The sequence below is a fragment of the Micromonospora sp. WMMD1102 genome, assembly GCF_029626265.1.
Taxonomy (GTDB): Bacteria; Actinomycetota; Actinomycetes; order Mycobacteriales; family Micromonosporaceae; genus Plantactinospora.
Window position 1 is genome coordinate 693,010 of sequence record NZ_JARUBN010000001.1, and the last position, 20,312, is coordinate 713,321.

The following is a 20,312-nucleotide window of genomic DNA, read 5'->3' on the forward strand; positions in this document are numbered from 1 at the left end:
CCCATCCCGCTCGATCAAGACGACCGCCACCTCTAGCGCTCCGCCACCGACTGAGATTAGGCACCCGCACCGCACACCCGCCAGCACCGCCCACCCTCCTCCATGAGAATAGGTCAGTCTTCAGGGCTGGAACCCCGCAGGCCGCTGGCGACTGGTGGCGCCCGCCACGAGATGATTGAGTGATGGGCCGCGTGGAGTGGACTCGTCTCGAAGGCAACGACGTCGAAGCCGTCATCGCCATGCTTGTGAATAGGGAGAGACCAGACTCGGTACGTATCTCAACTTCGCGTGGCGATGGGGGCGTAGACATCTTGGAACGTCGCCCCGGCTCTGGCGGTCGCGACCTCGTTCATCAGGTCAAGGGCTACTGCAGGGCATTGACGTCCCGGCAGAAGGCCGAGGTAGAGACGTCCCTACGGACGCTCACAAAGGATCCCCGGTGGAATCGTCTGAACGTCGAGCTGTGGTACCTGGTCACTCCGTGGGATCCGACCCCGGAGGCCGAGACGTGGTTGCAGGAGCTTGCGGCCCGGTATGGGCTGAAGGCGGTTTGGCGTGGTCTCTCGTACGTCGAGCAGCTTGCGGCGAAGTATCCCGATGTCGTCGACTACTACCTGCACGGTGGCAAGACCGCGGTCGACAACGCCTATAAAGCCGTGGCCGCTATCTTCGCTCTCGGCGGCGACCAACAGGAGACGCTCGACATCCCGTCGGTCACTGCTCGCGTACAAGCGGCGCTGCCGGCCCTCGACGCCGACCCGCACTACCGCTATGAGCTGCGCTTCGGCAGCGACGACCTTCCTCCGCAGGTCGAGCGCCAGCGCTTGGTCATGACCTGGGTCAGCGGCCGCAGCGGCGGCGGTCCCTGGGTAGCCGTAGACGTGATCGCCCGCTGCGCCGCCGCCACCGATGAGCGCCCTATCACGATCACCGGACGGCTTGTTGCGAAGAACGACAGCGACTTCGCGCACGAACTGCGCGACTTCGCCGCCTTCGGAACACCGTTCATCAGCCCCGCCGGTGCCTATACCGGAGAGGTCGACGCTCCTGGCGGCCTCGGCGGACGCTTGGATAACGCGCGAATCATGGCGCTGCCGGCTCGCGAGGGCCTCGGGGCCAACCCGCAGTTGCACGTCGAGATCATGAACCCCGACGGTGAGGTTCTGGCTGCGGCCGACCTCGATCGGGTCGAGCGAAGCCATGGCACCGACGGCGTCCGGGTGGTGCTGGAGGAGATCCACCACGTCTTCCAGATTGAGGACCGCTACCGGCTGCCCGAGACGAGCCTGAGGCGTACGTTCCGGTTCGCTGACTTCACCGGCGAACCCCCGGCAGCCGTTTTTTCCACGCTGCAGTTCCTCAACGTCTGCCAGGCGCCGAACATTGGGCGGATAAGCGTGCGCCACACACCGCCGGAAAGAGGCAGCCTCGACAAGGCCTGGGCCCTTGACTTCCCCGAGGATTGGCAGCGCAGGCTACGCATCTTGACCTTGACAATTGAGGCGCTGGCGACCATCCAGCAGCACACCAGCACGCCGATCCGGGTTCCAGACCTCAGCCTCGTCTTGCCCGAGGAACAGCAACGCTGGCTTCTCGCCGCGCGACTTTTGCGCGGGGAAGAAGTCGTTGCAACCTATCCTGCGGGCCACTGTCTGATGTTGGATCTCGGCTCCGAAGTCGACGTTCCGGACGGCGGCACGCTCGGCATGCAACGGCCGCTGGACGTCGTTGTTGGCGGCGATCAGGTGAATCTGGGCGTAATGGAGATCTGGCTCAGCGATGCGACGTTGGTGCGGCGCGAGGAGTGCGAGGATCGGACTTATCACCTCTTCACAACACCGGATCGCCGCTACCGATACCGGCCGGCGCCGGAGGGCGTCGGCTGATCCCGACAACACATCTTTGCCTTCTGGGTTGCGCAGGAAGTGGACGTTGGTGCTGTGCCGTGAGTCCATGGCGCGCTGGTCGCGGCTGGGATACTGGCCGGGGGGAAGGTCATTGCGGTCCACGCGAGCTACTCGACGCTGCTGCGGCCGTAGGCGCGCACGCCCGGTCGCTGGCGAGAACCCGTAGCACTTATCCACGCACAAGGCGGCGCGAACGGCTGAGCGGGATGTTGCCACCCCGCAACGAAGATCATGGGCGTCAGATACTCTGATCGACGCGGTGGCGCTGCCTTCGATCTTGTCGTACCGGAAGTGATGGATGTACATCGAGACGCTTGTGCTGGAGAACTTCAAGTGCTTCGGGCCGGGCCGCACCACGATCGACCTGGGGCCGGACCTGACCGCCTTCATCGGCACCAACGGCAGCGGGAAGACCGCCGCCTGCGAAGCGCTGCTGCGGCTGTTCGGGATCACCGGCCGGGAACGTGCCGTACGCGTGGACGATTTCCACGTTCCCGTCGACGAGTCCGAAGCCGCCACCAGCCGCAATTTGACGATCGAGGTGGTGCTCGCCTTCCCAGAGCTCGATGAGGACGATCAACAGACCGACGAGACGGATGCCGGGGCCGACGAGGTAACCGATCTTCAGGAGGCCGTCGACAGAGAGTTCGGCGACGACGAGGAGAGCGACGACGAGGATCCCGGTCAAGGCGAGCACGGCCGAACCGCAGAACCTGCCGCCGTCGGCAGGCGGCCAGTTCCGGAGTTCTTCTCGCGGATGGCTGCCGATGACAACGGCGAGCTGAAGGTCCGCATCGTCCTGAAGGCCACCTGGGAAGACGACGGCACCGTGGACGGCACGATCACGGAGACCCGTATCGTCGTCAGCACCTTGGCCGAGGACTACGGTGAGGATGACTACGCACCGCTTCCTCCGGCCGAACGCAGCCGTATCCAGATGATCTACATCCCGGCGTCGCGTGACGGCGCCCGCCAGATGACCGCGTTTCTAGGCAGCAGGCTGTGGCGGGCCGCACAATGGACGGCCGAACTGCGGACCATGGTAGGGAAGCACGCCGCTGAGGTAGCGCAGCAGTTCACAGCCGAGCCGGTCGTAAAGGCTGTCGTCGACGCGTTGGGGTCGCGGTGGCGCCAGCTGCACGATGGAGGGACGCACGCGGTCCCGAAACTGCGCCTGCTCGACGACGACTTCGACCAGCTCGTCCGCGATACCGAGCTGGTTTTCGAACCGGATCCGACCGGACGCGCCCGGCCCGCTCGCCTGCTCAGCGACGGGCAACGGTCGCTGCTACACCTCGCGCTGACGGCAACCGCTTTGGACGTCGAAGCCGCAGTCTGTGACCGCGCCCACGGGGCAGACTTCACGCTGGATGCGTCTCAGCTGCCAAACCTGACGCTAGTCGGCGTTGAGGAACCGGAAAACAGCGTGTCACCGTTCTACCTGTCTCGGATTGTCAGCCAGATGCAGGACCTTGCCGGCGGCGGAGCAGCCCAGGCCATCCTGTCAAGCCACTCCGCCAGCGTACTGACCCGCATCGAACCGGAAGACCTGCGCTACTTCCGCAACGACCCGACCACGGCCACATCATCGGTACGCCCGATCACGCTCCCCCCGAACGACACCGAAGCCGGCAAATACATTCGCGAGGCGGTACGCGCACACCCCGAGCTGTACTTCGCCAAGTTCGTCGTGCTCGGCGAGGGCGACACCGAACAGCTAGTCATCCCCCGCATCGCCCAGGCCCAAGGCGTCGACCTCGACCCCTCCTTCGTCGCGCTAGTGCCACTCGGCGGCCGGCACACCAACCACATGTGGAAGCTGCTCAACGACCTGGACATCCCGCACGCGACGCTACTGGACCTCGACTACGGCCGCACCGGCGCAGGCCCGGCCCGGCTGCGCGACGCCTGCGACCGGCTCCTCGCCAACGGCATCAATCCACTCGCCGGCCTGGACGACTACGCCGAGGTCGATGACATTGATGACGACTTGAAACTCACCGAACTGTGGCCGATCATCAAGCACCTGCGCACATTCGGAATCTTCTACGCCAAGCCGCTCGATCTCGACTACATCATGCTGGCCAAATTCCCTGCGGCGTACAAGAAGCTCGAACCCGGCGAGACCGGACCACACACGAGCGACGCGCTGGCCCGCGTCATCGGCGACAAGAGCAGCGACGAGGCATTCTGGCAAGAATCGCATCGTGCCCAGCGCCTGCGCTGGTACCGCTACCTCTTTCTGACCCACTCGAAGCCGAGCAGCCATCTACGGGCACTAGGCCGCCTCACCGACGAACAGCTGCGCGACGGCGCCCCGAAGGTACTCACCGCCCTGATCAGACACATTCGCGACCGGGTCGGCCTATGAGCCGACCCGACACCGACGAGGCCAGCAGGCCGACGACGCGGCCTACCGTGCTGATCCCGGCCGCCCACTGGCGGCCGAGCGGGATCGATGACCTGGAACCGGCCGCCTGGCGAGCGCTGTACCACGAAGGAAACACCGCAGTGGTCGCCGGCCCCGGTGCCGGCAAGAGCGAGTTCCTCGCCCAGAAAGCCGCCTACCTGCTGCAGACGGGCAGCTGCCCGTGGCCGCAGCGCATCCTGGCGATCTCGTTCAAGCGTGACGCCGCCGCCAACCTGCGCCGGCGGGTCGCTGCCCGCGTTCCCGACCACGCCGACCGCTTCGTGTCCATGACCTTCGACGCGTTCACCAAAAGCCTAGTCGACCGGTTCGCCTCCGCGTTGCCCGACAGCTGGCGGATGCCGCACGGGTACGAGATCTCTTATGCCTCCGAACGTCAGGTCGAGGCTTTCCTCGGCGACATCATCCCGGCCGCTCCGCGACCGATACGTCTCCAGGTTGCCCAGCTGCACGCAAGCCGTTTCATCGCCGACACCGTCGGCAGCTGGGACCTGCCGGTCACAGTGCCAGCCGCCGACCCAGACGACGCCGCCGCGTATGCGGCGCTGCAGTGGTGGCGCCTACGCTACTTCGGGCGCGGCCCGGCAAGGGTGGATTTCGTCATGCTCAACCGGCTGGCCGAACTGCTCGTCCGGTGCGTGCCGAAGCTGCGGCGGGCACTGCGCATGACCTATCCGTACGTGTTCGTCGACGAATTCCAGGACACCACCAGCGCCCAGTTCTCGTTCCTCGTCTCGGTGTTCGCCGGCGGTCCCACGGCCACTGCGGTCGGCGACAGCAAACAGCGCATCATGGGCTGGGCCGGCGCGCTACCCAAGGCCCTCGAACGGTTCGCCGAAGCGTTCGACGCGACCACTCACCCGCTGACGTGGAACTTCCGGTCCACCAAAGCCCTGGTCGACGTACAGCACGTCATCGCCACCAAGCTCGACCCCAACGCGGTACCGGTGATGTCCAAGGCCGACAACGACATCGACGGCAACCCCGCCGAGGTGTGGACCTTCTCCAGCCTCGACCGGGAGGCCGCCGTCATCGCGGACTGGATCGCCGGCGACATCGCTGCCTCTGGCCGGGCACCGGCGGACTTCGCCCTGCTGGCCCGGCAGAAGATCGCCGACTTCGAGACCCGATTCCGTACACAGCTGTCCCGCCACGGCATCAACGTGCGCAACGACGACGCCCTGGTCGCCACGATGCGCTTGCAGGATCTACTGAAACACGAGATCGCCCGCCTGCTGCTGGGCCTGCTCCGGCTGGCTGACCAGCCGCGGGGACTACCCAAGGTGTGGCGCGAGGTGCTGGCGACACTGACCCGGATCCACGGCGCCGAGGGCGACAACACGGCGCAACGGCGCGTCGGCGACGAATTGTCCACGTTGATCGTCGGACTGCGAGCCTGGCTCAGGGCCCATCCGCCAGAACAGACTGCTGCCGACGACGTGGCCAGCTTCCTGCTCGGCATGCTCGACCTGGCCGCGCTACGCCGATACGTCAAGTCGGCAACGCCTGGCGAGCAACTACACCTCGTCACCGACGCATTCCAGGCCCGGCTTGCTACCGTGATCTCGACGAGCACCAACTGGACTGACGTGGCCGATCAGTTCGAGTGCTCCGACGCAGTCGTCCTGTTGACCGCCCACCGTGCCAAGGGCCTGGAATACCACACCGTGTTCTTTCTTGGCCTCGATGACCAACAATGGTGGGCACACGATCGAGATCCCATCGAATCGACCTCCACCTTCTTCGTAGGGCTTTCCCGCGCTGCCCAGCGGATCATCTTCACGACCACCAGCCCGTACGCTCGGCACGGGCGCATCGCCGAGCTCTTCGCCATGCTCGACGACGCGGGCGTGCCTGAGATCAATCGAGACTGACATCCGGGAATGGAAGATGCTGGAGCCACATCACGGAGATATCAGCGGCCGGCCAACGACTGCGCCAGTCGGTGCGCACCGCCAGAGGCAGATCCGACGCCCTCGAAACGTGGGGCTCGCTGCTCGCTCTCGGCGCACGCCGGCTTCACCGCCTCGATGCCGACAGCATCAATAGTGTCTGTATCGTGATGCAAGACATCGAAGGCAGCGAGTTCTTTCTCGACTTACCACGCTTCGGCCCTCCCCTCTCAACCAACGGCGCGCTTGGAGGCGTCCGATAGTATCCGCTCATGTCGAGGAGAGTTCGTCTATTGTCTCGTGAACGAGCTGCCTGGACGCGCTGCGCCGTGTGGAGGTTCCTGATCGATCTGCCGCGTCGCGCGGACTGTCACGAGCCCCATCGGTGGGGTCGGTCTCAAATGTTGGTGCCCGGCCGCCGAGCGACCGGAGGGTGGGCGGGACGTGGCTGCCTCGCGGGCCGTTCCCACTTCAGGACGTAGTAGACCATCGCGCGAGTGATATCGTGCCGGTTCGGCTCCTCGCGGATCCACTCGTAAATCTGCCGCGGCCCCCAGCTGGGCTCATCGATCGCGATTCTCTTGATGTAGTTGTATTTTGCATCGGTCAGGTCGGCCGGCCGTTCGGCAGGCGCCAAGTCGCCGTCGCGGATGACGTTGTGCACCGGCTCGCTGGTGTCGTCGTCATGGACCATGCGGACCTCCAGTGGGGTCATCCACGTGACCACGCTAAAGACGAGCGCCGATGCCGGTCCATGCCAGGCTGCGGCGGGACGGTGACGTGAATGCGGCACGGTCCTGCCCGGGGCGCGGCGGTCCATCTACTCGTCGACGGTAGATGCTTAGCTCTTGCCGGTGGTGGTCCATGTCGCGGTCGTCGATCCCCTCCCGATGTTCCGGCGAGGCGTCGCGACCGTGCTGTCTCCTGCCGGTCACCGGGTCGAGACACCGGAGGACGTCCTGGCGTGGGCGCGTTCCCGCCAGCCTGCGGTCGTCCTGGTCACGCTGTCGTCCCAGCAGAGCTGGGATCTGCTGGGTGCGCTGCACGACGCCGGGTCCGCCCACGTCGTGGCGCTGCTGGAGGAGCAGACGGCGGAGCAAACACCCAGCATGGCCGGTGTTCGGGCAGTGCGGGCCGGTGCCACGTCCGTACTGTCCCGAGGTTCCGAGGGGGAGGCGGTGTTGCGGACGGTGGAAGCAACCGCCGACGGTCTGGCCGTGCTGCCTGCCGAGGTTCTCGCCGCGCTGGCCAGTGCGAGCCTGCCGAGCGGCGGTTCGCCGAACCGGCCTGCGGAGGAACGGCTGTCGTGGTTACGCCAACTCGCGGCCGGTACGACGGTGGCTGAGCTGGCCGGTCGCGTCGGCTATTCGGAGCGTGCGATGTTTCGGATGCTGCGGTCGCTGTACCGGGACATGGGCGTGCAGACGAGGATGCAAGCGGTCCTGCGGGCACAGGAGCTCGGATGGCTTCCGCCCGCCGCCGATCGGTTATCCCGCCGGCCGTGACCCGGTGTCGGCCAGCACGTCGAGCACCGATCGCAGCCCACCGGGCCGCTGGGCGTAACCATCGAGCCGGCTCACCAGCATCTGCATCCGTTCGCGGAGGTATGGTGCGGCCGCCTTGGTCGCGTCGTTGACTACCGTGAACTCGTCGTGGGCGGGGCGGAGTGACTCGCTCGTGTTCAGGCGTTGACCACAGATGGCGAACCCCAACATGTGGCGCGCGCCAAAGTCGCGCCCGTCCCGGTCGATCCGCTTGCGCGCTTGCCCGGCGAGGTCGTCGAAGAGACGCCCGGCGGCGACAGGATCCGACTCCTGGGTCGTGAGCGCCCGCAGCGCGAGCACGATGAGGGCCTGCCCGTCCCGCCGGTACCGGTCCGCCTTCTCGATGTGCTGCCTGGCCGTCCCGACCTCGTCCCGTGTCAGATACGCCATGGCTAGGGTGGTGCGGGCCTGCAGGATGGTCACCGGATCGTGCACTCGCACCGCCTGCTCGACCGCGTCGTTCGCCATCCCGATCGCCTTGCTGAGCCTGCCCTGCGCGAGCAGGAGGTCGGCGCGGGCATCCCGGCAGGCGACCAACCGCCAATCGTCCGCACGGGATGCCGCCGCCTGCTCGGCGTCCTCGATGTACTCCTCGGCCCGGTCGGGGTCCTTCATCTCGGTATGCCAGCGGGCGAGCCGCAACAGGATACGGATCATCAACGCGTAGCCGGCGCCTCCAGTGCCAGATGCGTCCGCGAAGTCAGGGCGCGTCGCGATAGCGAGCGCCCCCTCCGCGCGGCCCAAGGCCTGGTCGTACTGTCCCCAGCGCCGGTGACAGTCGGCCAGCCCTGCGAGCGTACCCATCAGCACCACCAACGCGCCCTGTGCCTGCGCTTCCGACCGCGCCTTTTCGAACTGGTTGTAGGCGTACTCGGCGTTGCCGTCCTGCCAGTACATCGCCCCAAGGTTGGCTAGGATCTTGGTGCGGATCTCGGGAGTTCCGATCTCCTTCGCCCGGTCCAGCGCGCGGCCGTACGCCTGGCTGGCCCCGTCGAAGTCTCCACGCCGTCCATATAGGTCGCCCAGCTCGTTGTCGTTGGCCATCTCCAGGACCGGATCGCCGAGCTTGCCGCAAACTTCCAGGCGCTGGTCGAATAGCAGGAAGCCGCAGTTCCACTCATTCAGGATGTCGGCAGTCAGCTCGATTACGTCGTAGGCCACCGGATACCACCCACTCCTGAGCAGCGCGCGCATCTGAGCGAAGTGGATGTGGAGATCATCAATCTCGCGTGGCTCTGCCACCCGCCGCCGCCCCAGCACGTTTGCCGCGCGTCGCAGCAGAACACGCCGCTCCGCGGCGTCTCGGGGCAGCAACGCGTCGATGTCAGTCACCTCCAGGTGGTACAGCCCGCCTTGTGTCGCGGTGACGAACTCGCTCTCCGCCAGTACCTCCAGGATGCCCTCGACCTCATCCCGGGTGGCCTTGCCAGCCAGCGCCGCGGTCACCCCGGCGGCGTCGATTGGTGTCGCGAAGGCGGCGAGCGCCTCGATGACGCGGCGGCGGGGCGCGGGCAGGTGCTGGCATAGGAAGTCGGCGAGGCGCCGCGGCGCGTCCGCCGGCTCCATCTTCGCGACGCTCGCGAGGAGGGTCGCTACCCGGACGGCGGGCTCGGAGTGCGTGATGATCGCCTGCATCAGCTGGGCACAGCGCGGATTGCCGTGCAGCTTCCGGTACAGCATCGTCAGGTCCGCCGGGGGGAGATCGGTCAGTCCGAGCCGGCCCCGTTTGTCCAGGGCGCGCAGAAGGCTCACGAAGTCCGGCTTCGGTAGGCGCCCCAAAACGATCGGCGGATCCACGGTGGACCAGCTGCCACGGGTCCGAGCCTCCAGCGGATCCCGGCTGAGAAGCACGACAGCCACTCGGTGCCGATGGTTGGTGGCGAACGCTTCCAGCGCCTCGTCGAGCTGAAGGTCGACGTGTCTGCGATCGCCCGGGACGACGAGGTGCTGGGCGGAGTCGACGACGATGACGATGTGCCTCGGATCCGTCCCCTCCAACGCCGCTTCCAGGCGGCCGAGCAGTGACTCGCCCGGCCGGAGCACGGCGGGCCTGCCGTGCCAGCCCTCAAGATCCGCGATTAGGTGGCGCACGTCCAGCCGGCCGTACGGCACCGCCTCATGCTTGTACACCCGAACGGTCCTGTCGGCAGCCCTCACCTCGTCGAGCACCGCGTCGACCAGTCTGGTCTTACCGATGCCGGGCGGGCCGGTGACGGCAACGACGCCCCACGGGCCTTCGGTCAGCCGGTCGCGTAGGCGCTCGTACTCGCTGTCGCGGTCCAGCAGTGAAGGATCTCGCCGCAGCTGAGGTGCCGGCGCAGCCCGGTCGACCTCCTTGCGCATCGAACGCAGCGTGATCACCAGGGACGCGCCGCCGAAGACAGCGCCGAGGGTGCCGGAGACAGCGCCCACGATCCAACCGGTAGCCTCGATCCACGGCCAGGCGCCCTTCTCCGGGTCACCGAACGCCCGCCACCAGCCGAATTGCGTCCCGAGGGCGACGACCAGTGCCAAAGCGGCGACGGTGAACACCGCATACAACGGTCGACGCGACCTGCGAGCCATCTCGTAATGATGCCGCTACATGCCGTACTGAGAAAGGGGGCCTGACGCCGCCAGCCGCGTGACCGGATCAGTAGCGTAGAGCTCACGGTCGATGCAGCCGCAGAGCACGCGCGTCGCCAGCGGGGAGCCGTCACGTCGCGCCGCCGGCCTCTCACGCCGGCTGCCGCGCGGCCCGCTGGCGTCCGCAAGCCAGTTGAAGAAATATGACGCAAGGTGTCAGGTTTTGGGTGGAGGATAGGTTCATCGGTCGGCGCCGGTGATAGGCGCGGACCGCGGCACAGCTAGATGCGGAACGACAAGGACCTCCATGCGCGAAACCCCAGAAGATCTCGAAGAGCTCCAGGCCCTCCTTGACGCCTCCCTCGCCCGCTCCACCTCCCACCTCCGCTCGATCATCGACACCGAGCGCACACTGAACGCGGAGCAGCTCACCCAGGTCCTCACCGGCATGTGCACCCTCGCTCTGTCCACCGTGACGGCGAAGGGTGAGCCGCGGATCAGCGGTGTGGACGGGCACTTCCTGCGAGGCAAGTGGTACTTCGGCACGGCGCGCGACGCGGCCAAGGCGCGCCACCTCGCGGCGCGGCCCGCCGTCAGCGCCGCACATATGCGCGGTGAGGACCTCGGCGTCTTCACGCACGGCAAGGTGGAGATCCTCAACCCCCAGAACGGCGACCAGGCCAGGGACTGGCCGGACGTGCTTGCGTACTTGAAGGACTTCTACGGCGACGACCTCTTCGACTGGGACAACGAGGTGGTCTACTACCGGCTGCATCCGCACTGGATGACCGTCTATGCCCCAGACATCGCAAAGCTCACCATGGCGTCCCAGCCCTGATCCACAGCACTGGCCAACCGATGCGCGTCCAAGGCCCGTTCCGGCAGATGTCTCGTTACCGCCTAGCAGGGCTGGACGCGGCGTCCGCGGTGGCCTGGTCGACTAGATTCAGGGTCGCCGCCAGCACCTCCGGCCCGTACGGCCGTAGGCTACGCCACCACCGCCAGCCGGCCAGACTGCCTACCCCGATGAGCAGCACCACCACACCGATGACCAACCTGCCCGCTGCCTCAGGCCCGGCAGTACAGCACACCATCATCACCATCGATCACCGCGCCGGCGGGGTCGCGCCGTCGCGGCGCAGCCACCCACGAACCACCCAGATGGCAGCCGCCACGCCCCGTGGCCCGCCCCGTGCCTGTCAACGTCCGGAACTGCCGAGTTGAGTGCGCTGCCGACAGTCCCCGGTGGATATAGATGGTGACATAGCCCGCACTGTTGTTCACGCCGATAACGGATGATAGGTGTAGCGCCGACGTCTCGGCCAACTGCGCGCAGCGTCGGTACCTGCATCTGGTACGGGACACCTATTAACCGACGCTTGATGAAGCCGGCGATGTACGCCCACAGCAAGATCGGAATGAAACACCCTGAACCTCCTCAATCGGCGGCACTTACAGCAGAGTCGGATCATGGACAGGATCCGGTTCGGGGACGACTCAGTGAGCATCGGCGTGGCATGCTCGCCCATGAGCGAAAAATGGAAGTGAGAAATGCCCGAGTTGTACGTACCTGGCCAAGGGGCACTCGTTTGATCGGATCGGACGGCAGTAGAAGCAAATCGTCTAAAGAGTTTTGGGCGGCTCTCGGCGGCATCGCCGCTGTCGCCGGGGTCGTCGTGGCGATTATTGTGCCGATTATTGAGGCAAAGTCCGGCGAAACGACCGCGAAGAGTGGTGATGGTGCTGTTGCACCCCAAGCCAGTATTGCGACAACTCAGTCCAAGCACACAGAGGCCGCAGGCGAGCCCACAGCTAGCGTGACATCCCCGCCTTCGACGGCCAGTGTTGCCGTCAGGCAGAGCCTGCCGCTGAAGTTGGATGAAGCAATCACGTTCCGATGGTGTGAGCCCGATGACGACGGCGGCTCCATCTGGTTCACGCGATCACCCCGCCTGGTAGGGAAGTTGCACAATAACTCCTTCGGGTGCCAATTCAATGGCCCTGGCGTATACGGGTGGGTTGACTTCCTCGTACCCGAAGGGTATTCGACAATTCGCGGGCTTGTTGCATTTGACGACGCTTCGGAAAATACTACGGCGCGAGTAGAATGCAGCATTCTTAAGGTCGACGGATCGGCAATATTTAAACGAACTTTGAAATACATGCAGCCGGCAGCGATTGCTGCCACAATAGAAGCGGGTTCTCGAATTCGACTACACGTCCGTCTCGTTGATTATCGCGCAGACCTTGGAGAGGCGCCCGCTCGGGTCTTCTGGGCCAACATGCGCTTCGAGGCATAGTGTCCACCGCTTTCTGCCCGGAGATCCGGCACTGCCACCGATCGCGTGGCGAGCATGCTGCATACGATCACTGCACGCCCGCACGCGACGACAGCGCAGGTTGAGCCTTCGCGGGCGCTAACCGGGAAACAGGGCAAGAATGTTCGACACCACATGCCAAACTAGAGACTCGCGGATGAGGAGGCCGCTTCGATGGATGTGACTCAGCAGCTCCTCACGGTAGGGGCTGTGCTTGCGGGCGCACTGCTGTCGTTCGTGGGCACCAGCCTTAACGATCGATTTCGGTTCCGGCGCGACAAGGCGGCGAAGCTCATCGAGCAGCGGTCAGCCGCGTACGCGGACTATGGTCGCGCCATCAAAGCGTGTTACTCGCTGTCCAATAGGATCGCAGCGGGGAGGGGGCTCCATGCAACAACCCCGTCTCTGTCTCCTGAGGACGGCTTACCCCAGCTAGAAGCGGCGTCTGCTCAACGTGAGCGAGACTGGGAGCACGTTCTTCTGTTAGGCGATCCCGCGACGGTAGAAGCAGCCCGGACATGGCACCGGAGCGTCTGGCGCATGGAGTGGTACGCCCATGGGTGGATCGACGGCGCTGATGCCGCTGGATGGGAGGATGCGGTGGCGACGGCCAGCCGTTCACGGACCGAGTTCTACGCCGCCGCACGCCAAAGCCTGGATATACCCGACGCCAGGCTGGAAGATGGCAGCTGGCCGCTCGAATGGATGATGAAGCGAAAGCCGAGTGCCACCTAAGCGCCACCGAGGATCACCGACTAGTAACCCCACGGCCGGTGGTTTCTCGCGCGCCGGCGTCACACAAGATCACCTTCACTCTCATGTCGCAGACCGGGCGCGATCACAGATTGTCGACAGGTGACAGAGGGCGACGGCTCCCAGCTGGCGTGTGGCGCACGGTCGTGCCAGATGAGTGCGCGGTTCGCAGCAGGTTCGGCAGGCGCCGGGCCGTCAGACCCGGATATCCGATTGCCGAGATCGCTAGCCTTGCTGTGTGAGCTTCGGTGCCTATGCACGCAGGGTACGTGACCACTCCCTGCCGTACGGACGCCGAATCAACGCTTTGGCGGGATGCGTCGAGCGCTATCGACCGATTGGTTACCTGGCCACGTTCGGATACTTGGAACATATCGCGGGGCCCTTCCGTCGGGAGGAGGCTGCGCTCCTCCGGGCGTTGGACGCACTCCTGGCAAGCCGAGACCGGTGGTTGGTCGAGCTGGCCGCGTATGCGGAACGGCGGCGGGACGCGAAACGCCTGGGCCAGCGGGTCCCAAGGAAAATTGAGCCCAACGCCAACTCACCAGCCTGCTGGTACGGCGATGCGAGAAGGGCAGCCATCTACACGGTCGGCTTCTTGCTGCTGAACCAGGGCAGGGTCGTCAAGGCTGACGCGGATGTCCTCCAGCTCGCCTCGATCTGCCTGGAGACCGGGGGACACCTCTCCGCAGCGGAACACGAGCAGGTGAGGGGGCTTCGCCGGCACTTCGAGCGACTTCGCGGAGTATCCGGCTGGCCAGACGTTGACTGGCCGAACTGGCAGAAGGCCAATCAGTCGTTATGGCTCTTGCACCAGGTCAGGTGCGCGACCGCTCCCGACGACGCCTGTCCCGGTCTGTCATGGAAGTAGGCGGTACCGGCATCCGCTTCTGCCGCGATCCGAGCGCCGACCCGACTCTACTGGTAACCCAGCGTGAGAAGCGGGGTGGCGGGCACTGGATCGGCAGCCCGCCAACGGAGCCGAAGCGGCAGACCTCCCGGCGTGTGTACGTCTGGCGTACCTGGCATTGCACGGAAGCCCGTACGCCGACAGCATCCTCCACGGATGTCTCAAGACCGGCACCGTCTACGACGAGGCGACCGCCTGGCCGCATCACCTCAACGAGGCCGCTGCTTGACATTCAAAGCTCCTGGGATGTCTTTCATGCGCCAGGGCGGACCTGGAGGTGCGCGTACAGCTCATCTGGAATCGGGTCGCCCCGGCCGCGATGCAGGAGTGCCGGGGTGAGCAGGGGGCGACACTCGGTGAACCAGGGTGGGTAGTGCTGTGGGTTTGGTGGGCGGTCGGCACTGGCCGCCCGGGAAGCGCGGTTCGGCCAGCTCGGGCCGGGGCATGTGTTGTCCCGGCCGGTGCGGCGAAACCTGAACTTGGCGTGTGCCTGCGGGCCCGGAGTTGGATGTGACTACCGTCTTCGAATGACTGGCCATTCACATCTCCTCTCCTTCGGCTTGTCGGAAACGAACCCTCACCGAGTCAAGCCCGGCCCAGAAATCGACAATTTCGAAGCCGGCTACGTTCGGCATTGGTGACGAGGACGTCCGTCGCACTGCGATGACGAGTTCGTCGACGATGTTCCTTTCGTGCCGAAGCATGCCGGCATATTCGCATCCTGCGAGCAGCAGGCTTCGGGCGCCTGTCGCGTATGCCGCTGTTAGCCACGGCATCAGGTCGGTGTCGAGATCGACGTGCTCTGGAAGCGTGAAGTGGGCTACCGAGTGCCCACCGGGAACGCCCTCGACGGGGGACCTGTTCGCTAGAACCACGTCCGCCCTGGCGCGTAGGTCGCGTACGAGCTGTCGGGTCATGGAGTTGTCGTGATCGTCATCTAGCGCGTAGGCCCAGATCAGGTGTGGCCTGCGTCGTAGGGTTGCGGTGAGCCAGGGGCCGAGGACCGCGAGGGTCTCGTTGCGGAGCACGTCGGTTTCGACATCGATGCCCGCTGCGGCGAGCATCGATGCGCCTCCGTCACCCCTCGATGTCGGGTCGATGACGCTGATGACCACTCTGGCGATGCCGGCGTCGATCAGTTCCTGTCGGCAGGCCGGCGTGACTCCTATGTGGTTGCAGGGTTCTAGAGTGACCACAGCGGTGCCGCCGCGTGCTGCCGGTCCGGCTTCCGCAAGGGCATGTACCTCGGCGTGTGCTTCTCCTTTGCGGCGGTGGAAGCCCCGGCCGACAATCGCGTTCTGTCGGTTCAAGATGACACATCCGACGGGCGGGTTTGGGCTCGTGGTTCCGATGCCCATAGCCGATAGCGCGATGGCGTGTCGCATCGCGGCGAGTTCGATGTTCGATGCCATCAGGTGACCTCCGCCAGGTCGTCGAGGAACGCACGCACGTCGGCAAGGTGGCCGTGGGTGTCGACTGCTGCGCCGACCTGTGCGAGTTGGTGGAGGACGCGGCGGGATCCTGCGCGGCGAGCGATCGGCAGCGCGGTGCGCGCGGTGGTGGCGGCCAGTTCAGGCTGCCTGGCAGCTACGTGCGCTGCGGCTTTGCTCGCGAGCGCGAGGGCGAAGTCCTGGCGGTGCAGTGGCGGTATGGCAGGAAGTGCCTCGGTGAGCACGGCGACGGCCTCGTGCGGGCGCTCACTGAGCCGGAGACAGGTACCGCGGTGGACCTCGATGTATCCGCTCGTGCAGTAGGAGCCGTGCTCGCCTTCGGGCTTGCCAGGTCGGCGATCCGCTGCCCAGTGATGAGCGGCGTCGAGTAGGTTCATGGCTTCGCGGGCTCTGCCGGTCGCGGCGAGCGCGTGTGCGTGCTGCACACGGATGGCCGCGCGCATGGGTGCAGGTACCTGTCGGTCGTAGAGCATTGCCGCTTCGGCGCACTCGATAGACCGCTTGGGTTGGCCGGCCATTAGCCAATGCTGACTGCTTCGGTACGTCGCCCAGGCCGTCATTGTTGGATCCGCGATCTGGTTCGACCAGCTAAGAGCTTTCTCCGTCCATACGTGACCGGCCGGGTGCTTATTGAGTGACTGGTTCAGCCATGCTGCGGATTCAGCGTACTGAGCGGCGAATCGGATGAGGTTGGGGCGGAGTTGGGCGGGCACGTCGCTGAGGAGTTGGTCGATTAGCGTGAGCTGATTGGCGACGCCGATGAGGGCGTATTCTGGTCCGAACAGTTTGTCGTTTTGGACCAGTAGATGCCACTGTGCTCGCAGTTGATAGAATGTTTCGTCCCAGCTGTGGGCTGGCGGCTGTGGCTGACCACCCGGGAGAGCGTTGCTGGATTCTGTGCGTCGTGGACTATAGAGATCGAGTTCGATGTCGGTGGTGGCGTCGAGGACGTGTCGTAAGGCTGCGCGGCGTTCCTCGCTGGGCCAACGGTGTTCTCCGCGCTCTAGCTTGCCCACCCAACGGTGATCGACGTACTGGGTGGTGAGATCCCGCTTCGGATAGAGCAGATTGAGCGCCGCATTGACGGCGTCTGCCAGTTCGGACCGGGACATGCACTGCCCAAGGCGTCGGGGTGATGGAATTCGCTGACGCGCCTCGGCGAGCACATGGTTGGGCGTGACCATTGTCTCCGGATGGCGGGGCACTTGCACCTCCTTCCACTGGCAGCGGTCGATTACTGTTCGTCTAGCAGGCTGGACAGATGATCGTCGAACGATTCCGCCAGGCTCGCCAGCAGGGCTCGGCCCTTGTCGGCGGTGCCGGCTGAGGGTCGGCCGATGATGCCGGTCTTCGTGTACCCGGCCATCCCGTGGACCAACAACATCGGTCGTTCATCCGCGATGTGGTCCCCATCGACAAAGTCGGCACCTACCGCTTGGGGGCACACGTGCAGCAGGATGGATACTTCCAGTTCGCCGGCGTGCATGTCCTGGTGTACGTCGCTGTCCAACCGGGCGGCTTCTCTGGCCCTCGTCCAGTCTGTCCTGGTGGGAAACAGCGTCATCGATCTCGGCGCTGCGGCGTTGGCGGTTTGCACGACATTGGAGAGTACGTAGTTGCCGCCGTGTCCGGAGACGATGGCCAGCCGGGTGATCCCACTTGCTACGAGGGAGGCGCGGACGTCCTCGACGATGGCCGAGAGGGTTTGATGGCTGATGCTGACGGTGCCCGGCCAGCCGGCGTGTTCATGTGAGCAGGACAGCGTGATCGGCGGCAGGACTAGAACGTTGTGTCGCTGCGCGATGGACGCGGCGATCGCTGCGGCGACGATGGTGTCCGTGGCCAGCGGCAGGAACGAGCCGTGCTGCTCGAAGCTGCCGACGGGCAGCACCGCGATGCTCGGCGTGCGGGCGGCGATGTCGGTGCTGGTGGTGAGGAACGCGTCCACCCGGCCATTCTGTCACTGGCGGGTCACGGCGACGCGGTGTGCCTCAACGAACGCGCGTACCGACGCCAAAGTGCCGTGCGGGCGTAGCGCGATCGCGAGCGGCTGAGTCGCGCGGACGATGCGGTACGAGCCGGTCTCCTGGGCCAGTCGCAGTGCCCTTAATCCGTGGCCGGCGGCGCGTTCCCGATCGTGGTGGAGGAGACAGTCGGCGAGGTGAGCGTGCCACATCCCTCTGTCGATCGACGCGCTGACGGGTTGGTCGTCGAGGAGGTCCTCGAAGATCGCCTTCGCGGAGGCCGGATCACCGAGTAGCTGCCGACAGCGGGCTTCGACTGCGGCGACATACCGTGGGTCGCAGTGTCGCGCGAACTCGTCTTCGTCCCCGCTGTCGGCGCCGGCACTCCGAAGTTCCCGGTGGGCCGCCGTGATGGCGGTGCTCATGTCGGCGTCGCCACCGGCCGCCAGCGCCTCGGCCAGCCGGGTCAGGCAGAGGGCGCGCGTGCGCGCTGGCACCGGGCCGTGCGCCAGCGACCGGCGCGAGAGTGTGATCGCAGCCCGGACATCGCCGTTGTCGAGGGCACGCTGGCTTTGCCGCATGAGGGTGTACGCGACGAGCGGGCGGTCGCCGGCCTCGTTCGCGCGCAGGTGGGAACGCTCTAACCACACGCCGCCATCGGAGGACGTGTTGTCGGCAATCCAGCTCATGAACTCGGACCAGCGAGCGTCAACACCCGCCAGGTGCGCCCCACCGAGACGTCGTTGCAAGCGATCGAGGGCGTCGAGGTGCTCGCGCACCTGGAGGCCGAGCTCAGGCCACGTGCGCGAGGGCTGCGCGGTGATGCGGTTGAGCGCGCGCAGCCACGGCTGCGACTGGCCGGACAGGAGCTCGTCGTCAACGTGGCTGAGAACCAGGTGCGATGCCGGCGACTCGGACGTGGGGACGGGATGCGGGGGCGGAGCGTCAGGTGTGCGCCGCGGACTATAGAGGCCGAGTGCGATGTCGGTGCCGGCGTCCAGGACACGTCGGAGGGCCGCACGTCGTTCCTCGCTGGGCCAACGGTGCTCTCCGCGCTCCAGTTTGCCTACCCAACGGTGGTCGACGTACTGGGTGCTGAGATCGCGGTTGGGGTAGAGGAGATCGAGCGCCGCGTTGACAGCGTCGGCCAGCTCGGGCCGGGACATGCACTGGCCGTGTCGGTTGGGCGAGACGAGTGCCCTGCGGGCATCACGGAGCAGCTTGTTCGGCGCGATGACCGTCCCGGGGTGACGTGGCACAGGCCACCTCCACAAACACGAACCTCTGCCGCAGCGTGACCAGGGGAAGACATGGAGTATGCGGGTCGAGGCGTAGCATCGCAGGCCGGACCGGCATCGCGCCACCCCCGCCCCCTTCGGTACGTTGCGGCGGTTCGGTAGCGAGATTCGGGCGGCCTTCTGCGGGGGTGCGACGGGATATTGTCGCGTCAGCTCAGCCTGAGGTATTCGGAGACGCGAAGCTGCCGGCGTGAATCTCGCTGATGAAGGTCTGCCATTGTGTCAAGTCGAATCGCAAACTCGGGCCGCCGGTGGTCTTGGAGTCGCGCACGAGAACGGATTCGGTGGCGAGGGCGACTTCGACGCAATTGCCATCGTCGCTACGAGTGGACTTACGCCACGCGTACTGCGGTGTGGTCATGACGGGGCTCCCTTGTTTGGTGACAGGTGCTCTGCGGTCTCCCGCAGAAGGCGCATGCTCGACTCCCGAGACAAGGCTTTGGACTTAAGTCGGCCCTGGAGGCTCACGTACTGGTCCACCTCGTAGAGGTCGGTAAATACCAGATCTCGGGTGAGGGTGTCGACCGCGACAGCTCGGGAGCGTTGCGGATCACCATAGCGGTAGATGGAGTATGCCGATTTGGGCGAGCTGTGATCCGTGATGGTGGCGTTCATGGAAAGTATCCGAACAGTTACGGAACGATGCTTCTCGCAAAGGCTGACGATGTGTCGAAACTGGTCGGCGACGATCGTGGGATCGGCGGCACAGCGTCGGATCGCAACCTCGTCGATGATGACCTCATACTCCGGACCGCCGACGGCGAGTAGCAGTTTCTGGCGGTGGGCGCGAGCGGCGACGGCGGCGTCAGGGTCGAACTTGTCGTTGTGGCGGCCGGGATCGCTGCGCAACCTCGCGTTGCTGAACTCCGCAGTCTGCAAGAGTCCTGGAACGAGCATGGTGTATTCGGTGATGGCCTTGGCGCCGCTCTCCAGGTCGGCGTATGTTGCCTGCCGGGCTCCCATCTGGTCGGCATGCTCCATCCACCACCCGCGCGCCCAGCCATCCGCTGCTGCGTCCATGATCGCTGTCCGTCGCTTAGCGCCGACGGCTAGATAGTCGCAGATGCCACTGACCAAATCGATGTCGGGGCCGAGGTGACCATTTTCTAGGGCGCTGAGTTGCTGCCTGGAGAATCCGACGGCGCCTGCGAGCCGATCGCCTTGCATGCCGTGCTCCTCGCGTAGGCGCCGAATCTCGCATCCGAGCCACCGTCTTCGGACATAGGGACTGGGGCGGGTCAACGGCGGCCTCCAGGATCAATTCGGACCCGGTCGGCGATCA

The 20,312-nt window shown here is 65.7% G+C and carries 16 protein-coding genes; 8 read left to right on the forward strand and 8 right to left on the reverse strand.

The window, feature by feature from the left end:
* The first annotated feature begins 182 nt into the window (after positions 1–182).
* From O7626_RS03310 to O7626_RS03320, 3 genes are all read left to right on the forward strand, one after another.
* Positions 183–1,886 (forward strand): hypothetical protein, encoded by a 1,704-nt coding sequence (locus O7626_RS03310; protein WP_278059114.1) that lies wholly within the window; start codon positions 183–185, stop codon positions 1,884–1,886.
* 319 nt (positions 1,887–2,205) lie between these two features.
* On the forward strand, positions 2,206–4,278 hold the full coding sequence (locus tag O7626_RS03315; RefSeq protein WP_278059116.1) for a TOPRIM nucleotidyl transferase/hydrolase domain-containing protein: 2,073 nt from the start codon (positions 2,206–2,208) through the stop codon (positions 4,276–4,278).
* Complete coding sequence (locus O7626_RS03320) at positions 4,275–6,209, forward strand: ATP-dependent helicase (RefSeq protein ID WP_278059118.1); 1,935 nt, start codon at positions 4,275–4,277, stop codon at positions 6,207–6,209. Before O7626_RS03315 ends, O7626_RS03320 begins: the two co-directional genes overlap by 4 nt.
* Before the next feature lie 415 nt (positions 6,210–6,624).
* Here the strand turns inward: O7626_RS03320 and O7626_RS03325 are convergent, their stop codons facing one another.
* Positions 6,625–6,942: a hypothetical protein gene (locus O7626_RS03325; protein ID WP_278059120.1), complete on the reverse strand. Its 318-nt coding sequence runs from the start codon at positions 6,940–6,942 to the stop codon at positions 6,625–6,627.
* Between the two features lie 133 nt (positions 6,943–7,075).
* On the opposite strand from O7626_RS03325, the gene O7626_RS03330 reads away from it, so the two are divergent.
* Positions 7,076–7,732, forward strand: coding sequence for a DNA-binding response regulator (locus O7626_RS03330; RefSeq protein WP_278059122.1), 657 nt, complete (start codon positions 7,076–7,078; stop codon positions 7,730–7,732).
* On the opposite strand, the gene O7626_RS03335 is transcribed toward O7626_RS03330, so the two are convergent.
* On the reverse strand, positions 7,715–10,303 hold the full coding sequence (locus O7626_RS03335; RefSeq protein WP_278059124.1) for an AAA family ATPase: 2,589 nt from the start codon (positions 10,301–10,303) through the stop codon (positions 7,715–7,717). The two genes, O7626_RS03330 and O7626_RS03335, sit on opposite strands and share 18 nt — an antisense overlap.
* Positions 10,304–10,643: 340 nt before the next feature.
* On the opposite strand from O7626_RS03335, the gene O7626_RS03340 reads away from it, so the two are divergent.
* The 4 genes from O7626_RS03340 to O7626_RS03355 all read left to right on the forward strand — a co-directional run bounded on the left by O7626_RS03340 (position 10,644) and on the right by O7626_RS03355 (position 14,278).
* A complete protein-coding gene (locus tag O7626_RS03340; protein WP_278059126.1) occupies positions 10,644–11,174 on the forward strand; it encodes a pyridoxamine 5'-phosphate oxidase family protein in 531 nt (176 codons plus the stop codon).
* A 544-nt stretch (positions 11,175–11,718) separates the two neighbouring features.
* Positions 11,719–12,636 (forward strand): hypothetical protein, encoded by a 918-nt coding sequence (locus O7626_RS03345; RefSeq protein ID WP_278059128.1) that lies wholly within the window; start codon positions 11,719–11,721, stop codon positions 12,634–12,636.
* Positions 12,637–12,828: 192 nt separating this feature from the next.
* The gene (locus O7626_RS03350) at positions 12,829–13,389 is read left to right on the forward strand and encodes a hypothetical protein (RefSeq protein WP_278059130.1); all 561 of its coding nucleotides are present in this window, start codon (positions 12,829–12,831) and stop codon (positions 13,387–13,389) included.
* 256 nt (positions 13,390–13,645) lie between these two features.
* On the forward strand, positions 13,646–14,278 hold the full coding sequence (locus tag O7626_RS03355; RefSeq protein ID WP_278059132.1) for a hypothetical protein: 633 nt from the start codon (positions 13,646–13,648) through the stop codon (positions 14,276–14,278).
* A 578-nt stretch (positions 14,279–14,856) separates the two neighbouring features.
* On the opposite strand, the gene ribD is transcribed toward O7626_RS03355, so the two are convergent.
* From ribD to O7626_RS03385, 6 genes are all read right to left on the reverse strand, one after another.
* Entirely contained in the window at positions 14,857–15,729 is an 873-nt protein-coding gene (gene ribD / locus O7626_RS03360) for a bifunctional diaminohydroxyphosphoribosylaminopyrimidine deaminase/5-amino-6-(5-phosphoribosylamino)uracil reductase RibD (protein ID WP_278059134.1), read from the reverse strand.
* The gene (locus O7626_RS03365; protein WP_278059136.1) at positions 15,729–16,952 is read right to left on the reverse strand and encodes a hypothetical protein; all 1,224 of its coding nucleotides are present in this window, start codon (positions 16,950–16,952) and stop codon (positions 15,729–15,731) included. The genes ribD and O7626_RS03365 overlap by 1 nt, the downstream gene beginning before the upstream one ends.
* 50 nt (positions 16,953–17,002) lie before the next feature.
* A complete protein-coding gene (locus O7626_RS03370; protein WP_278059138.1) occupies positions 17,003–17,716 on the reverse strand; it encodes a creatininase family protein in 714 nt (237 codons plus the stop codon).
* A 12-nt stretch (positions 17,717–17,728) separates the two neighbouring features.
* Positions 17,729–18,898 carry a hypothetical protein gene (locus O7626_RS03375; RefSeq protein WP_278059139.1) on the reverse strand — a complete coding sequence of 390 codons (1,170 nt, stop codon included), beginning with the start codon at positions 18,896–18,898 and terminating at the stop codon, positions 17,729–17,731.
* Positions 18,899–19,184: 286 nt separating this feature from the next.
* A complete protein-coding gene (locus O7626_RS03380; RefSeq protein ID WP_278059141.1) occupies positions 19,185–19,391 on the reverse strand; it encodes a DUF397 domain-containing protein in 207 nt (68 codons plus the stop codon).
* Positions 19,388–20,272 carry a helix-turn-helix transcriptional regulator gene (locus O7626_RS03385; RefSeq protein ID WP_278059142.1) on the reverse strand — a complete coding sequence of 295 codons (885 nt, stop codon included), beginning with the start codon at positions 20,270–20,272 and terminating at the stop codon, positions 19,388–19,390. Before O7626_RS03385 ends, O7626_RS03380 begins: the two co-directional genes overlap by 4 nt.
* Positions 20,273–20,312 lie beyond the last annotated feature (40 nt).

Bases quoted from the DNA above. Each gene is read 5' to 3' on its own strand.
- O7626_RS03310 (WP_278059114.1), top strand. From the start codon at position 183: ATGGGCCGCGTGGAGTGGACTCGTCTCGAAGGCAACGACGTCGAAGCC.
- O7626_RS03315 (WP_278059116.1), top strand. From the start codon at position 2,206: ATGTACATCGAGACGCTTGTGCTGGAGAACTTCAAGTGCTTCGGGCCG.
- O7626_RS03320 (WP_278059118.1), top strand. From the start codon at position 4,275: ATGAGCCGACCCGACACCGACGAGGCCAGCAGGCCGACGACGCGGCCT.
- O7626_RS03325 (WP_278059120.1), bottom strand. From the start codon at position 6,942: ATGACCCCACTGGAGGTCCGCATGGTCCATGACGACGACACCAGCGAG.
- O7626_RS03340 (WP_278059126.1), top strand. From the start codon at position 10,644: ATGCGCGAAACCCCAGAAGATCTCGAAGAGCTCCAGGCCCTCCTTGAC.
- O7626_RS03345 (WP_278059128.1), top strand. From the start codon at position 11,719: ATGAAGCCGGCGATGTACGCCCACAGCAAGATCGGAATGAAACACCCT.
- O7626_RS03350 (WP_278059130.1), top strand. From the start codon at position 12,829: ATGGATGTGACTCAGCAGCTCCTCACGGTAGGGGCTGTGCTTGCGGGC.
- ribD (WP_278059134.1), bottom strand. From the start codon at position 15,729: ATGGCATCGAACATCGAACTCGCCGCGATGCGACACGCCATCGCGCTA.
- O7626_RS03365 (WP_278059136.1), bottom strand. From the start codon at position 16,952: ATGGTCACGCCCAACCATGTGCTCGCCGAGGCGCGTCAGCGAATTCCA.
- O7626_RS03375 (WP_278059139.1), bottom strand. From the start codon at position 18,898: ATGTCCCGGCCCGAGCTGGCCGACGCTGTCAACGCGGCGCTCGATCTC.
- O7626_RS03380 (WP_278059141.1), bottom strand. From the start codon at position 19,391: ATGACCACACCGCAGTACGCGTGGCGTAAGTCCACTCGTAGCGACGAT.